Below are 14,140 nucleotides of genomic sequence, written 5' to 3'. Positions count from 1 at the left end.
CGCGGATGTCCACGCCAGCACCGATTATCGCACAAATGTTCGACTGTTTTTGTTAGTTGTTCAGAGAGCGCAGGAACTGCACCTGCACCACGTCGGCACCGTCATGGTCTTCGTAATCCATGCGCATCGCGGCCACCGACAGGGTGCGTGCGGGCACGAACATGCCTTTGTCCACGCAGACGCGGGCCGCTTGGTGCATCAGGGGCGCGACCGGCGTGTTCGGCCATACCGGCAGTCCGGCGTCGGCGAGCACGTGGATGGCTTCCTGCACGTTGGTCGGCACCGGAATGCACTGCGATTGCGCTCTTCCGATCAGTTCCTGCAGTTCGCTTTCGAGCATGGCGATACGTCCGGGGGCGATCTCCTCGCTCATGATGTATGAGGCGGCGGCAAGGTCGAAGTGGTCGCACATCCATTCCGCATAGGCGAGGCGATAGTAGGCGAATGAGGCGTCTTCCCGGTCAAGCGCGACGTTCAGCGCGTTGAGGCATGCCGCACGTGCCGGATCCCAGTCCTCGGCACGCCCCAGCTGCACGGCGAGCTTGAGATGCGACAGCGGGTATGCGGGGGCGTAACGCACCATGGCGTTCAGATGCGGCAGCGCGGCATCGACGCCTTTGACTTGGGCGAGCAGGTCGGCAAGCTCCATATGCATGTAGAACAGGTTGTCGGGGATGAGCACCGTTCTTTCGCCTTCGGTGGCGAACATGCGGTTGTAGATAACGCGTTCCGCATATGAATTGAAGTACCGCGGCACGCCCGGATTTTCAGCGAAGATCCGGTCCATACGTTCGAGTGTGGACTGGGCGGATTCGATGGCCCGCTCGACGTCTCCGGAGAACAGCATGTCTCGTGCCTTCAGACGTTCGTCATCGAGGGATTGTGCCAGTTCGAATGAGAAGTCGGGCGTGTCTTCGCCGTCGATCAGCGCGCTGGTGACCTGCGGCGCCAATTCGGTCAATTCCGGATCGGATATGGAATTGATGATGTCCATGGCCTGTTTGGCTTTGGCCACCGATTCGAGTCCGTCGCTTTGCGCAAGACGATGGAACTCCCCCACGGCGCGCTGCAACAGGTCGACACGCTGGATGGACAGGCCCATCATGTTCTCACAGCCGAACAACTGCGCCGTGCCGTCATCAAAACAAATGTCGGACAGTTCGGGTTCTTCTTGGCTTCCCGCCGGTGAGAATCGGCTGTCACGAAGGTCGAAGGCCGCGTCGATGGGTTTGAGAGCGCCTTTGCCGTCCACGTCCATTTCGGCGTCGAACATGCGGTATGTGGCGGTTGGATGGGCCAATCCGTCAGTGTCGAGCCGCTTCAGGAACTCGTCGCAGGTGAAGGTGACGGTCACCAAGTTGCGTACGGTCGGGTTTTTGCGCAGCTGCGCCATCGGATCGTCGTCATCATCATCGAGGTAGGTGTCGTACTCCGTTTTGTCGCTGGCGTCGTCCCGCATGGAGGCGTCGTCATCGTCGGCGTGTCCGTCCGGTACCGCGAACGCCATTTCGTCGAAGTCGATGTTTTTCATCAGGTCTTCGAACTGGCCGTCCACCGTATCGTCTCCAGTGCCAACGCTATCCGAGCCAGCCGAATCGTCGGAATCGATTGATTCGGATGAGATATCGGTGGTTCTCGGAGTGACGGGCCGAGCCGGATCGCCATGGTAGTCGCCGTCCTTTGGAGCGGCTTTGGATCCGGATGGCCTCATGTCTCCGGTACGGATGCGTTCGAAGGCGCTTAACGCCTCGCTCATCAACTCGCTGATGGCGGAATCCTGTTCGGCTACGGCCTCTTCCAGACCAATCGAATCGATGTGCATCGACACGCGTTTGACATTCGGATCGGCTCCGAAGCTCAGCGCGGCCATCATGAGTCCGACGCGCAGATTGTAATCGACGCTCATACGCGTGCGTTCGACGTCGGTCAGGTCGATCCACGCGCGGCGCGATACGTCGTATCGGGTGAACGGCATCATGGACACTCCAGCAGAAGTGAAGCCGATTGCGACTTCGCCGTCGCTGAGGTCGCACCGGAAGTCAACGTCGAAACGGTATGGCAGGCGCAGGCTGCGCAGCAGACGGGACATGGTCTGCCGGTACACCCATTCGGAACCTCCGTCGGCGCCGGAATCGCCTTCCAACACGTTGTCCTTGGTTGATTCGGCGACTTCACGCCGGAAGTCGGCCGCGATATCCGCCAGTCGGCTGGCGGCCTGGATGCCGTCTTCCCGGTTCGGGTCGAGGATCGCGCCGAACCGGTCGTCCGGTTTCAACGCGATCAGCGCCGGATTCTCCAGCAGGGCGAAGTCGATCTGCGCGGCTTCGGCACGCGTCACCGTGTTCTCCGTGGGGAGAGCGCCGATGCGTGCGTTACGTTCCAGCCATGAGCTGACGGCGGCGAAGCGGTTGAGGTTGCCCTCGATGTTGAGGGCGCACAGCACTGCCGAGAACGGCAGGGAGGAATCCCATGCGAAGAAGTAGCATCCGGAATAGCTGGATGTGTACAGGTGCAGCGGTTCCGCTCCGTGCACAGCTTCGAGCCCTTGATCGGTATCGAGCGCGTGGGCTTCGCGCATCAGATCGGCGAAGTAGTCTTCCAGGCCGGAGGCGCGCATGCCATGCGACCGGGCGCTCATGGTGTCTCTGATGGACCGTCGGATGGCGCCTATGGGCGCTTCGCGGTTGAGCCTGCGGAAAATGTTGCCGGAACCGAAACCGACGAGCAGGCCGTTCATCTGTGGCAGCATGTAGGCGGCGAAGAACGCGATGGTGATGGCGTCCCGATATTCGAGGTCGAACCGCATATTCGCTGGCAGGTTGGCGCGCATTTGCTCAAGCGTGTAACGGCTGCCGGTTTTGAGCCATGAGGCGAGCCACATCATGCGACCGCCCGGCATGCGTCCCACGACGCCGCCTTGCGTGGCGCGCACCGTTTTCGGATTGCGGCTGGCCGCATGGCCGAGTCTTGGACCGTCCGCCAACGTAAGGGTTTCCTCTTTGACGAAGACGAACCGCGGTTCGAGTTCCTGCGTGTCCATGTCCGGATCGGTGCCGGCGAAGACACGCGCTTTGCCGTCCGCGAGCGCGATTTGGGCGAAGTGGTCGCTGTCGGTGAACAATCCGATGGAGAAGGCATGGCCGTGGGTCTGCGGCAGTTGGGCCCATCCGAGGCGGAATCCTCCGGGCACGCCTTCGAATCCGTCGATGATGTGTCGTTTGATGAGCGGATTAAGCCGGATGGCGTTGCGGGTCAGTTCGTCGACGATGTCGTCGGGCTTGTCAAGCGCCTTGCCGAAGGGGTTGGCGTGGATGTGGCGCGGCGTGGCCTGGTTGACGAGTCGCCGCACATTTTGCCTGACGCGTTCGAGCATGGTCCGGTTATGTTCCGGTTGGCTGGCCGGGTCTGATGGTGTGCGGTGAGACATGTGTGCCATTCTTTCAATCCAACGCGACATGAAGCTATTAGAATAATGACGTGACTTTTTCGAAGCAGCGTTTTCAGGCACGTCGTCGTATGTGCGCAGCCATTGTAGTCGCTTTCGCGGTGATGGTGGCGGTCGAGTGCGTGTTGTGCAATATGCCGTTTTGGCGTTCCTTGGCCGCATCGGGTGATTCCGCCGCCGCGTACAACGTGCTGGGCCCTGGGCTCGAACGTACTGACGAGGGGTTGTTGAAGGTCACCGATCCGACGCAGGCATATATGCAGGTCGATGCGGATGGCTCGTCGGAATATGTTCGTATGGATCCGGTGTCTTCGAAGGCGTTGGATAAGGCAGCCAGACAATCGGAGCAGGTGTTGCGCACGGTTCGCGTCCGTCCTGATGTCAATCGCAGGGCCGGTACGGTCAGTTCGGTGTCGGTGTCTTCGCCACGTTCGCTGTATGTGCATGCGGCGGCTGCAGGTGGTTCGGTGTGCGTGCGGATTGTCGAGCCGAAGGGTTCGCTGATTCCGTTTGATGCGGTGCGTGCGAATGTGCGTGTACCGTTCGCGTTGAATCCGTTGCGTATCGGCGTGATGGTGGCCGTGTTGGCGATGGTACTGGTGTGGAGGCCTGGTTCGCGGTTGTGGCGGATGCCGTTGGATACGACGAGTGTGAGGCAGCGTGCGTGGCTGGGGGCGCTGCTGGCGGTGCCTGTTGTGGTCACTTGTGCCGTTGTGGTGTGGCAGCTGGTGGAGGCGGCTCCGTTGAGCTTCCATACGAAAGGCACGTACACGTATGATTTCGACCAGTACGATTACGTGGCAAGGGCGCTGCTTGATGGTCACGCGTGGTTGGATTTGGATGTGCCGGATGCGTTGCGTGACGCGGCGGATCCGTATGATGTGGCCACCCGGCAGCGGTTGCTTGCCGATGGCGTAAGCCCAGTGTATTGGGATTACGCGTTCTATCAGGGGCACTGGTATTCGTATTTCGGTGTGGTTCCCGCGTTGTTGTTGTTCCTGCCGTATCGGGCGGTCACATCGTTGTTCGTCGATGGCGGGCTGATGATGCCCTGCGGTGCGGCCGTGCCGCTGCTGATGCTTGGTTTTCTGGTATTCGGATGTCTGCTGGTGATTCGTGTGATATCCCGAATTCGTCCGAATGCGCCGTTGGCTGCGGTCAGTATGCTGTGCGTGTTCATGCTGTTGGCTTCCAATGGTTTGTATCTGTGGTATCGGACGAATTTCTATTCGGTGCCGATCGCCGCCTCCCTGTTTCTGAGCGTGTTGGGATTGTGGCTGTGGTTGGGCGCCGCCAAGCGGGTGCCGGTGTCAGGCGATCGGATTCGTGAGGTTGATGGCACGCAGTCGTTGTCGTTGCCCCATCTGGCTGCAGGCTCGATGTGCATTGCGGCCAATCTGGGGTGCCGTCCGCAGTTCATTCTCGTGGCGTTGCTGGCTTTCGTAATATTCTGGCCGCAGATTCAGTCGATTTTCCGTCACGCCTCCAATGATTCCTCCCTTCCCCATATGTCGGTCTGGCGTCTGATGCGCGCGCCGTTGGCCGCATTGCTTCCCGCGTTGATTGTGATCGTTCCTCTGCTGGCGTACAACGTGGTCCGGTTCGGATCACCGCTCGACTTCGGCACCTCATATCAGATGACGGTCACGGATATGACCAGTTATCGGCAGCCATTGTCGAATCTTGCGCTGACCGTCGCATATTACCTGTTCCTGCCGTTGCGGTTCACGGATGCGTTTCCGTTTCTCGCCGTCAATCCGGCGCCTCTTCCCACTTGGGGATTTACCGAGGCAATGCCTGGCGGCTTATTCACGATAGCTCCGTTGACGTTGGCCGCGCTGGCCTGCCCGTTCCTCTACCGGCGTATGCGCAAGGCCGGGCGCACGAACACATGGCTGTTGTTGACATCCAGCCTGGCATTGGGATTGCTGCTTGTGGTGATTGACTCCCGCATGGCTGGTTTGGGATGGCGGTACATCGCCGATTTCGGATGGCTGTTTGCCTTGGCCGCGTTGCCTTCGTTGCTGATCGTACTTGATTGCGTCAAGCCGCGTCTGCGTTGGGTATGTCGTGCCGGATTCCTCGCGCTGCTGCTGTTCACGCTGGTTGTCGCGCTGATGTCGTTGTTCCTGCCCGGGCGTGACGATGAGATGTTGCGCAACAATCCCGCCCTCTATCTCGACGTGCAGTCCTGGTTCATGTTGGGTTGACGTCCGACATAAGCTACATCCAGTAAAAATTCAGGTTTCTTTCCTGATTCATATAGCAGTTTTTCCGGTTTGCTCTGAGTTTCATCGGCAATCATAACGATTGTCATCATTGTTGCTTTGAGTTATGTTCCGGGGGTCGCCAACCATGAAACCGCTTTCGCCGCCACGCAACCATCCTCGGGCCGCACGTTGGATGCCAAAGGCGACATCGTGCTGCTCACCACCGAACTGGGCCGCGACGACAACGCCGTGCAGGACCAGGTCGTCAAACTCGATGCCGAAACCAGCAGTGTGACGCGACTGTTGGATTTCGGCAGCCTGTTCGCCGATTACAAGGCGTCCGCCACGCATGCGGGCACGGACGATTCGGATGAACTGCCCGTGAACCTGCGCGCGGTTGCGCCTGCGGTTCGTTACAATCGGCGGTATGGGTTTCTTCGATTCGCTGTTCGCCGGTAAACGTTCCACACCGGCTTCGTCCGTCACGTTCCATCTCGACCAGGCCGCCCACATGTACGAGGACGGCAATATCGGCTTGGAAGCCACCACGCTTGATATCACACCTGACAGCAAGCGTGTGGCGGTGATAGGTTTGAACGGTGCCGGCAAGACCACGCTGCTCAAATTGTTGGATGGCGCGTTGGCCGCCACGTCCGGAACGGTCCGCATCGAAGCGGACGGTACCGCATACGACCCCGCCGTGAAACGCGATCTGAAGCATGTCGAGGATCTGGTCGGCCGCGTGCGGCGCGAAGAGATTCCGAACGCCTACTACAAGGCGGCTTCGATTCGTGAGGCGATCGACCTGCCGTTGAAGAAGCACAAGGTGCCGGAAAGCGAACGTCAGGCGATCATCGGCAATCTGTTCGCGCATTTCGACTTGGCTTCCGTGGCCCGCGAGCCGGCCTCCGCTTTGGATAGCGAGAAGCGGCATCTGCTGGCGATCGCGGCCGCGTTGAGCTTCTCCCCCGCTGCGATCGTCGCCGACGAGCCGACCAAGGGCTTGGACGAGGTGGCGTCGGCGCGCGTGGCGAAGGCCCTGTTCAGCTATGACAAGCAGGTGGTGTTCGCCACGCATGACACGGATCTGATCGTCCGTCCGGAATATGCGATCGGCCGCGTGCTCGTTGTCGACGACCATCGTGTGGTGTTCGACGGCGTGCCTCGTGAGGCGGTCGATTTTTACACGGATTTGGTTCGTTCGAAGTATGAGGCGGCGAAGGGCGACAGGGCGTAGAAGAGATTTCGGACTCGGCAGTCCGTTCAGCCGATCAGTTCGTTGACGGTGTCGATCACCACGTACACGTTATGCCGGAAATCGTCCGGTTCGGGCAGTAGTGAGATGGCCAGATAGCCGTTGGAGGTCATGTCGAAGAAGTAGCCGGGCTGTCCGGATACGCCGTGGCGTTCGATCATGTGCAGCACCAGCTCGTTCTCGTCGAGCACGCTGGGCACGCGCAGCAGTACGTTCCATCCGCCTTCGGCACGCAATACGCTGACAAGACCTTGCTCGTCCGCGTCGAGCATGGCATGCAGTGCTTTGAGATTGCCGCGCACACGTTCCTGCACGCGCGCGGTCTGCGATGGCGCCGCTTCAAGCAGTGCGGGAATTTGTTTTGCGACGATCTCGCTCATGGGCAGATAGTCGTCGGCGATCACGTCGAGACGACGCTTGGCTTCCGTCACGTCTTCTGCCGGTCCGGACACTTGGATCCAGCCGACTTTGGCATGCGGTGCGGCGAGCATTTTCGAAAAACCGTCCAACGCGAATGTGAGCGCGCCACGCTCCCCCGCGAGTCGTGCATTGCCTTCGAATGGTTCCAAATCGTAATCGTAGAACACTTCGTCGGCGATGATGGCCACGTCGTGGTCCCGGCACAGGCGGACGATCGCCTCGCGTTCCGACGGTTTGACGTACGAACCGGTCGGATTGTTGGGGTTGATGAGCACCAGCGCGCGGATGCGATTGCCGTCCGGGCCTTCCAGCGCGGTTTTCAGTTCGGCCACGTCGATGTACCAGGAGCCGTCGAATCGTTGTTGGTATTCGATCATGTCGACGCATTCGAGGCGTGCGATCGATTCGATGAGCGGATAGCCGGGTTTCGGTGCGAGCACGGCGTCACCGGCATCACACAGCAGTTTGATAAGCCACGAGTAGGCTTCGGAAGTTGAACTGAGGATGTACAGGTCGTCCGGCGAGCAATGGCCGATTTCCTGCATGTCAAGGAACGCGGCCAGCGCCTCACGCGCGTAGCGTTGGCCGCGCGGGTCGGCGGAGTAGATGTCCGGCACAAGATCCGGAGCCAGCGCGTGCCGTGTCGGATTGGAGTCGTTGAGCTTGCCGAGCGGTCTGCCGGCTGTTTTGGCGGTGGCTTCCGCCTTGGCGATGGGATTGGGCTCACTGATGTCGACTCTTGAGGAAAAACGCATGCTCTCCACCCTACTCCATGGACTGCCGTCTTCCATCTGCGGCACATGGAACAACGAAAAAGGCCGTCCGACGAATCGGACGGCCTTGTGACAACCTAATCGGTCAACACATCACTTCTGCTTGGTGCTCGCGTAGTATGCGGCGCCGATGATGCCGGCCTCGTTGTGCAGCTTGGCTGCGACGATCGGGGTCTTGATGTCGATGTACGGCAGGAACTTCTCGGAGACACGGGACACGCCACCGCCGACGACGAACAGCTGCGGGTCGAAGTAGAACTCCATGAGGGAGTAGTACTTGGTCAGGCGCTTCGCCCACTTCTTGTAGCCCATGTCGAGCTTCTCGCGGATGGAGGATGCGGCGTACTTCTCCGCGTCGCCCTTGCCCTTGAGCAGTTCCAGATGGCCGAGCTCGGTGTTCGGAATGAGCTCGCCGTTGAAAATCAGCGCGGTGCCGATGCCGGTGCCCAGCGTGGTGGCGATGACGAGGCCATCCTGGCCCTTCGCGGCGCCGAACTGCTGCTCGGCAAGACCGGCGGCGTCAGCGTCGTTCACCACGGTGACCGGACGACCGCAAGCTTCGGAGAACACTTCGGTGACGTCCACGCCGACCCAGGACTGGTCCAGGTTGGCCATGTAGCCAAGCTTCTCGCCCACATGAATCGGAGCCGGGAAGGCGATGCCGACCGGAGCGGACTCCGGAACCTCGAAATGCTCGAGCTGCTGGCGAACGATTTCGCCGACGGCCTTCGGAGTGGACACCTCCGGGGTGAGGATCTTCAGACGCGGTTCGGCGAACTCGCCCTTCTCGAGGTTAACCGGGGCGGCCTTAATGCCGGAGCCACCAATGTCAACGCCGAATGCCTGTGCAGTCTCAATCATCTTCAACCTCTCTATCAAGGTATGTTATGGGTGTATTCGAACCGGTACGTATTATGGTAACTCGCAACATGCCCAAAATCGCGCGCGACATGCACAAATGGTGAGAACGATTGCACAAATTGTAATACTTAACCGAGTAAATATTTCATCGCCTGTTTTGCAAACGATTCGTCCCACGTCGGTAGAGGCTCCGACGTGGGACGAATCGTCAATCGCGTGATCGCCGCGCGTTGGGAAACGCGTGGGCCACGGTGTTACTTCAGCGGCGGCATCGGCTGCCATTCCGGATCATGCAGCAGCTTGCGCGAATCCCACCATCCCTTGGCGATCTGAACGATGCCGGTCTTGAAATGCTCGCGGTCCACCATCGTCAGTCGAATCACTTCCTTGACCGCGGTCAGCACCGTACCCAGGCCGAACAACAGCGGACGGTAATCGCCGTACGTCATGAAGTATCGGGCCATGTAGCCGCGGTTGCGCATGATGTGGTAGCGGTTCATGTCGGAAGTGGAATTGAGCTGGCGCACGCCGGCGATGTCCCAATTGCCGATCTCGCGCGTACGGCGCAGCACCACGTCGGGCACGACGATCGGATTGGTGACCTTGCTGGCACGATAGCCGTACATCGTGTCGTCCCAATAGATGAAGAAACGCGGGTCGGGCAGACCGATCTTCTCGACGATGTTGCGGCGGAACAGGCCGCCTTCGAAGCACAACGTGTCCATCACGCGATAGCCAGCCAGGCCGAACGCAGCCGGTGCGATCGGGTTCGGAATGCCGAGCGGGACGATGAAATCGTACTGCCAGTAGAACGGACCGCCATCATAGTCGTAGCGGCTTCCCTGAATCACGTCGTGCCGATCGGTCCACTTGGCCAAGCGCTCGATGCCTTCCGGCATGACGGCGACGTCGTCGTCCATGACCCAGAACCATTCGGCACCCAGCTCGTACGCCTTCTTCACGCCTGCGGAGAAACCGCCCGCGCCTCCGAGGTTGTCGGTCTGCGGCGCGTAGACCACGCGGTTCTCGTTGCCGGACAGGTCGGCCACGGTGGTGCCCCACTGCGCGGTGAGCTTGGCGCTGAATTCTTCGACCATGCCATGGGTCTTGTCACTGTGCTCGTTGTCCACGACGATGATGCGCCACGGGGCGACGGTAAGCTTCTCGATGGATTCGAACAGGGTGGCGAGCAGCTGCTGGCGCTTGTAGGTCACCACGACGATAGCCAGCTTTTCGATGGTCTTCTTCGCAACTTGCTTTTCAGTCATACGTTCCATTCTTGCACCGGCCCTCAACCACACATCGGCCATGTTCGATATGGAGCCGAGCACGGGCATAATCCGCGACAAATATGGACAGAACCTTGCACGGCACGAACTTGTTTGCCATAATGAACCGCGTATGCAGGGGAATCCGTATGACGGATTGAGATGGGCGTGGACGTCCGAACCCTTTGAACCTGATGGTTGACACCAGCGTAGGGAGGCATGGCCATATGGCTGATGTGATTTCCGTAACCAATTCCGATTCCGCGTTCGACGCTTCGAAGGGCGTCACGCGAACCAATCTTCCCCCATTCGCGCAGCGGCTGCGCAAAGCCGCCGACCTCGTATGGGAGGAAGGCTACAGGCAGCCGTTCATCCGCGAACTGGGCGAAGGCACTCTGCCGCGCGAGAAGTTCGCGTTCTATCTGCTGCAGGATTTCCGTTATCTTAACGACTACGCCAGAGTGCATGCTTTGGGACTGGCCAAAACAGACGATCCTGAGATCATGGCGTTCATGCTCAACGTACAGAACGGCGCGTTGAATGTGGAGTCGACCGTGCACCGCACGTATCTGGCCAGCTACGGCATCACCGACGAGCAGATGAACAACGTGCGCCAGTCGGCGTTCGCCCGCGCGTACACGTCGAACATCCTTTCCATCGCCTATGGCAAGGGTATCCTCGACATTCTCGTGGCCGTGCTCCCCTGCGCCTGGGTGTATGCGGATTACGGATATCGTCTTGCCCATGAATTCGCAGACACGCTCGATGTGAACCAGTACAAGAGCTGGGTGGACATGTACAAGACCGACGAGTTCTGGCAGGGTTCGGCTTGGCTGATCGAGCATATCGAGAAACTCGCCGCCGAGGTGAGCGAGGAACGCAAGCAGGAGCTGGTCGATATTTTTGTGACCGGCGTTGAGAACGAGTACATGTTCTGGTCCAGCGCGTACGACATGCAGTACACGTGGAAGCCCGAATGGGATCAGGAGAGCTGATTCTCCGGCACGCTCTCTTCCGATTGTTTATTTCCATATGAAGCGGCCCGCCTTCCGATTGGTTTCGGAGGGCGGGCCGCTTCATATAACGTTCGGATCGCTATTCGCGCACGAGACGAATGTGCTCCACGTCGTCACGCTGGGAACGACGGTAGAGCACGAAACGGTTGCCGATGACCTGCACGAGTTCCGCGCCAAGCTGTTCGGCGAGACCTTCGCCGGCCTCCTTGGCGGTCAGACCGGAACCGTCGAGCACGGAGCATTTGATGAGCTCGCGCTTCTCGATGGTCTCGTCCGCCTGTTTGACGGCGTTTTCGCTCAGATCGTTCTTGCCGACCTGGATGAGCGGATTGAGTTTGGTGGCCAGGCCGCGCAGCTGCTTGACCTGCTTTTTGGTAAGTGCCATATGTGTTCCATTCCTATCTACAAATACCCGCTCAAGCCTAGCGTGAGGACGGTATTTGCCCATCCGCCCGCAACGCACCGGTCATAACAGCACGCCCAGCACGACCAGTGCGACGAGATAGACGAGCATCACGATCGCCACGGCCACGTCCATGCCGGTGACGCGCATGACACGCCAATGCGTGCGCGTCGCACCTTCCTCATAGCAGCGCGCGTCCAAGGCGAGGCTCAGGTTGTCGGCGTGGCGGATGGCTGCGGCGAAGACCGGCACGACGACCGCCACCATCGCTTTGATGCGTACTACGAACGAACCTGTTTCGACGCTGCCGCCGCGCGCCGACTGCGCGTCGATGATCGCTTTCGTTTCCACGCCAAGCGTCGGCAGGAAACGCAGGGCGAGGCTCATCACCAATGCCGTCTCCTGCGTGTGCAGGCCGAATCTGGCGAACGGTGACAGCAGCGATTCGAACGCGTCGGTCATGGCGGTCGGTGTGGTGGAGGCAAGGAACATCGCTCCGATGACGATGACCACGGCGAACCGACATGCGTAGAGTATGGCGATGCGGATGCCGTCATCGGTGATGGGAATCGGCCCGAGGCTCGCCACCGTGGTGCCGGTGCGCACGAAGAAGATGTTCAGCAGGCCGCAGAAAACGAACAATGCCAGGAACACACGCACGGAAGCGGCCAATCGGCCTACATTGATGCGTCCGGCCGCGGCGATCACGCCGGTGAACACCACGGCAAGCAGCAATTGCCAGAATGAGCCGATGGCGAACGCGGAGAACATGAGCGCCAATGCGGACAGCATGCCCACGCGCGGATCGAGGCGTTCCAACAGGGTCCGCCGCTCCCCCACGGTCGCGGTGTCCGAGCCGGCGGCGTCCACGGATGGTTCCGCATCCGGCTCCTCTTCGCAGGTGGCTTTCACTGTGGATTCCGTGGATTCCTTAGAGTCCGCACGTTTCGCCGGCTTGCCCAATATGATGGTACGGTCGGCAAGCTCGTCCACTTCATCCTGCGAATGCGAGATGAGCAGTATGGTCACGCCGCGTGATTTGAGCTTGTGGATGAGCCCGTGCACGCGTGCGGCGGCCTCCTCGTCAAGACCTGCGGTCGGCTCGTCCAGAATCAACGCTTTCGGCTCGCATGCAATCACGCCGGCGATCGCCACCAGTCGCTGCTGGCCGCCTGACAGGTCGAACGGCGAACGGTCTCGCAGATGTTCGATATGCAGCAGCCGCATGGCCTGCATGGCGCGTTCCATCGCCTCGGACGCATCCAATCCCAGGTTGGAAGGCCCGTATGCGACGTCTTCGGCCACGGTGTCGGCGAACAGCTGCCGTTCCGGATGCTGCATGACGTAGCCGACCGTACGGCGCAGCCTCGCACGGTTTTTGCGATTGAGGGGCTTCGTTCCGCCGTTCGCCTTCGCAGTGGCCACGGCGATGCCGTCGATGACGATCGAGCCTGTCGTGGGTTTCTCCAACGCGCACAGCATGCGCGCCAATGTGGTTTTGCCGGCGCCATTGCGTCCCATCAACGCCACTGTCTCGCCTTTGCCGATGCTGAACGACAGGTGGTTGAACACGTCACGTTCGGCGTCCACGTAACGATACGATATGTCGCGTGCTTCGATGAGCGTTTCGGCGGACTCATCATCAATGCGTTTCGGCAGGCCCACCGATTGAACCGGCATCCGAAGCCGCTCGTCGGCGGGGCCATCGCCTACGATGTGGCCTGCTTCCAGCTGAATCACACGGTCGGCATGTTCCAACTCGTCCGCATGGTGCGTGACGAGAATGATGGTGGTGCCGCGGTCCTGCAGTTCGTCCAGCACCCGCATGATGTCGGCGCGCCCTTGCGGGTCGAGCATGGCGGTCGGCTCGTCGAGCACGAGCACATCGGAATCCATCGCCAGCATGCCGGCGATGGCGATGCGTTGTTGTTGGCCGCCGCTCATGCGCGTCGGATCGGAAGCGCGATAGTCGCTCATATCCACGGCGTCCAGCGAACCGGAGATGCGCAGTCCGATCTCATCATGTTCAATCGCAAGATTCTCCGGTCCGAACGCCACGTCGTCTTCGGTGACGGTGGTGACGATTTGGTCTTCGGGATGCTGGAACACCGCGCCGATGCCGCAACGGGCGGTTCGATACTCGTCGGCGTGCGCGCCGGACTCGTCGAACACCACATTGCCTGACAATGCGACATATCCCTCATCGGGAGCCACCAGTCCGGCGATGACACGTGACAGCGTGGATTTGCCCGAACCGTTCGGTCCGGCCAGACAGATGCGTTCGCCACGGCGGATGTCAAGGCTCACACCGTCAAGCGCCCATGTCGCGCCGCCATCATAGGTGAATCGCACATCGCGTAGCGTTATGATCGGCGCATTGGTCGTAACCATAAAATCTTCCTTCACCAGCACTGTATGGAATTCTCGGGGAAAACAAGACGGAGGAACCCTCCGGTGGATGCGGACGGTCCCTCCATGTTCATTTCAAT

The 14,140-nt window shown here is 60.1% G+C and carries 10 protein-coding genes and 1 riboswitch; of the genes, 4 read left to right on the top strand and 6 right to left on the bottom strand.

The genetic code is table 11. The features are described 5' to 3' along the window. Positions 1–52: 52 nt before the first annotated feature. Positions 53–3,373, bottom strand: coding sequence for a lipopolysaccharide assembly protein LapB (locus tag Q5H33_RS02935; protein ID WP_302423009.1), 3,321 nt, complete (start codon positions 3,371–3,373; stop codon positions 53–55). Positions 3,374–3,516: 143 nt separating this feature from the next. Between Q5H33_RS02935 and Q5H33_RS02930 the strand changes: the two genes are divergently transcribed. The 3 genes from Q5H33_RS02930 to Q5H33_RS02920 all read left to right on the top strand — a co-directional run bounded on the left by Q5H33_RS02930 (position 3,517) and on the right by Q5H33_RS02920 (position 6,892). After that, positions 3,517–5,655, top strand: coding sequence for a hypothetical protein (locus Q5H33_RS02930; protein ID WP_117801279.1), 2,139 nt, complete (start codon positions 3,517–3,519; stop codon positions 5,653–5,655). A 117-nt stretch (positions 5,656–5,772) separates the two neighbouring features. Next, positions 5,773–6,114, top strand: coding sequence for a hypothetical protein (locus Q5H33_RS02925; RefSeq protein ID WP_051923483.1), 342 nt, complete (start codon positions 5,773–5,775; stop codon positions 6,112–6,114). Next, complete coding sequence (locus Q5H33_RS02920) at positions 6,083–6,892, top strand: energy-coupling factor ABC transporter ATP-binding protein (RefSeq protein WP_033499834.1); 810 nt, start codon at positions 6,083–6,085, stop codon at positions 6,890–6,892. The genes Q5H33_RS02925 and Q5H33_RS02920 overlap by 32 nt, the downstream gene beginning before the upstream one ends. Positions 6,893–6,918: 26 nt before the next feature. Here the strand turns inward: Q5H33_RS02920 and Q5H33_RS02915 are convergent, their stop codons facing one another. The 3 genes from Q5H33_RS02915 to Q5H33_RS02905 all read right to left on the bottom strand — a co-directional run bounded on the left by Q5H33_RS02915 (position 6,919) and on the right by Q5H33_RS02905 (position 10,232). Then, on the bottom strand, positions 6,919–8,085 hold the full coding sequence (locus tag Q5H33_RS02915; RefSeq protein ID WP_033499835.1) for a pyridoxal phosphate-dependent aminotransferase: 1,167 nt from the start codon (positions 8,083–8,085) through the stop codon (positions 6,919–6,921). A gap of 111 nt (positions 8,086–8,196) precedes the next feature. Next, complete coding sequence (gene ppgK, locus Q5H33_RS02910) at positions 8,197–8,964, bottom strand: polyphosphate--glucose phosphotransferase (protein WP_011743321.1); 768 nt, start codon at positions 8,962–8,964, stop codon at positions 8,197–8,199. A 254-nt stretch (positions 8,965–9,218) separates the two neighbouring features. After that, positions 9,219–10,232 carry a glycosyltransferase family 2 protein gene (locus tag Q5H33_RS02905; protein ID WP_046999368.1) on the bottom strand — a complete coding sequence of 338 codons (1,014 nt, stop codon included), beginning with the start codon at positions 10,230–10,232 and terminating at the stop codon, positions 9,219–9,221. 127 nt (positions 10,233–10,359) lie between these two features. Further along, a riboswitch (TPP riboswitch) is annotated at positions 10,360–10,466 on the top strand. Between Q5H33_RS02905 and tenA the strand changes: the two genes are divergently transcribed. Next, the gene (gene tenA, locus Q5H33_RS02900; RefSeq protein WP_051923482.1) at positions 10,460–11,227 is read left to right on the top strand and encodes a thiaminase II; all 768 of its coding nucleotides are present in this window, start codon (positions 10,460–10,462) and stop codon (positions 11,225–11,227) included. (Overlaps the previous riboswitch by 7 nt.) Positions 11,228–11,327: 100 nt before the next feature. Here the strand turns inward: tenA and Q5H33_RS02895 are convergent, their stop codons facing one another. Both Q5H33_RS02895 and Q5H33_RS02890 read right to left on the bottom strand, forming a co-directional pair. Further along, positions 11,328–11,633 (bottom strand): YhbY family RNA-binding protein, encoded by a 306-nt coding sequence (locus Q5H33_RS02895; protein WP_003810352.1) that lies wholly within the window; start codon positions 11,631–11,633, stop codon positions 11,328–11,330. 81 nt (positions 11,634–11,714) lie between these two features. Next, entirely contained in the window at positions 11,715–14,042 is a 2,328-nt protein-coding gene (locus Q5H33_RS02890; RefSeq protein ID WP_271719407.1) for an energy-coupling factor transporter ATPase, read from the bottom strand. Positions 14,043–14,140 lie beyond the last annotated feature (98 nt).

Source organism: uncultured Bifidobacterium sp. (assembly GCF_959020145.1).
GTDB lineage: Bacteria > Actinomycetota > Actinomycetes > Actinomycetales > Bifidobacteriaceae > Bifidobacterium.
This window is presented reverse-complemented; position numbering and strand designations above follow the sequence as displayed.

Bases quoted from the DNA above. Each gene is read 5' to 3' on its own strand.
- Q5H33_RS02905 (WP_046999368.1), bottom strand. From the start codon at position 10,232: ATGACTGAAAAGCAAGTTGCGAAGAAGACCATCGAAAAGCTGGCTATC.
- Q5H33_RS02935 (WP_302423009.1), bottom strand. From the start codon at position 3,373: ATGCTCGAACGCGTCAGGCAAAATGTGCGGCGACTCGTCAACCAGGCC.
- Q5H33_RS02930 (WP_117801279.1), top strand. From the start codon at position 3,517: ATGTGCGCAGCCATTGTAGTCGCTTTCGCGGTGATGGTGGCGGTCGAG.
- Q5H33_RS02895 (WP_003810352.1), bottom strand. From the start codon at position 11,633: ATGGCACTTACCAAAAAGCAGGTCAAGCAGCTGCGCGGCCTGGCCACC.
- Q5H33_RS02915 (WP_033499835.1), bottom strand. From the start codon at position 8,085: ATGCGTTTTTCCTCAAGAGTCGACATCAGTGAGCCCAATCCCATCGCC.
- Q5H33_RS02890 (WP_271719407.1), bottom strand. From the start codon at position 14,042: ATGGTTACGACCAATGCGCCGATCATAACGCTACGCGATGTGCGATTC.
- Q5H33_RS02920 (WP_033499834.1), top strand. From the start codon at position 6,083: ATGGGTTTCTTCGATTCGCTGTTCGCCGGTAAACGTTCCACACCGGCT.
- tenA (WP_051923482.1), top strand. From the start codon at position 10,460: ATGGCTGATGTGATTTCCGTAACCAATTCCGATTCCGCGTTCGACGCT.
- ppgK (WP_011743321.1), bottom strand. From the start codon at position 8,964: ATGATTGAGACTGCACAGGCATTCGGCGTTGACATTGGTGGCTCCGGC.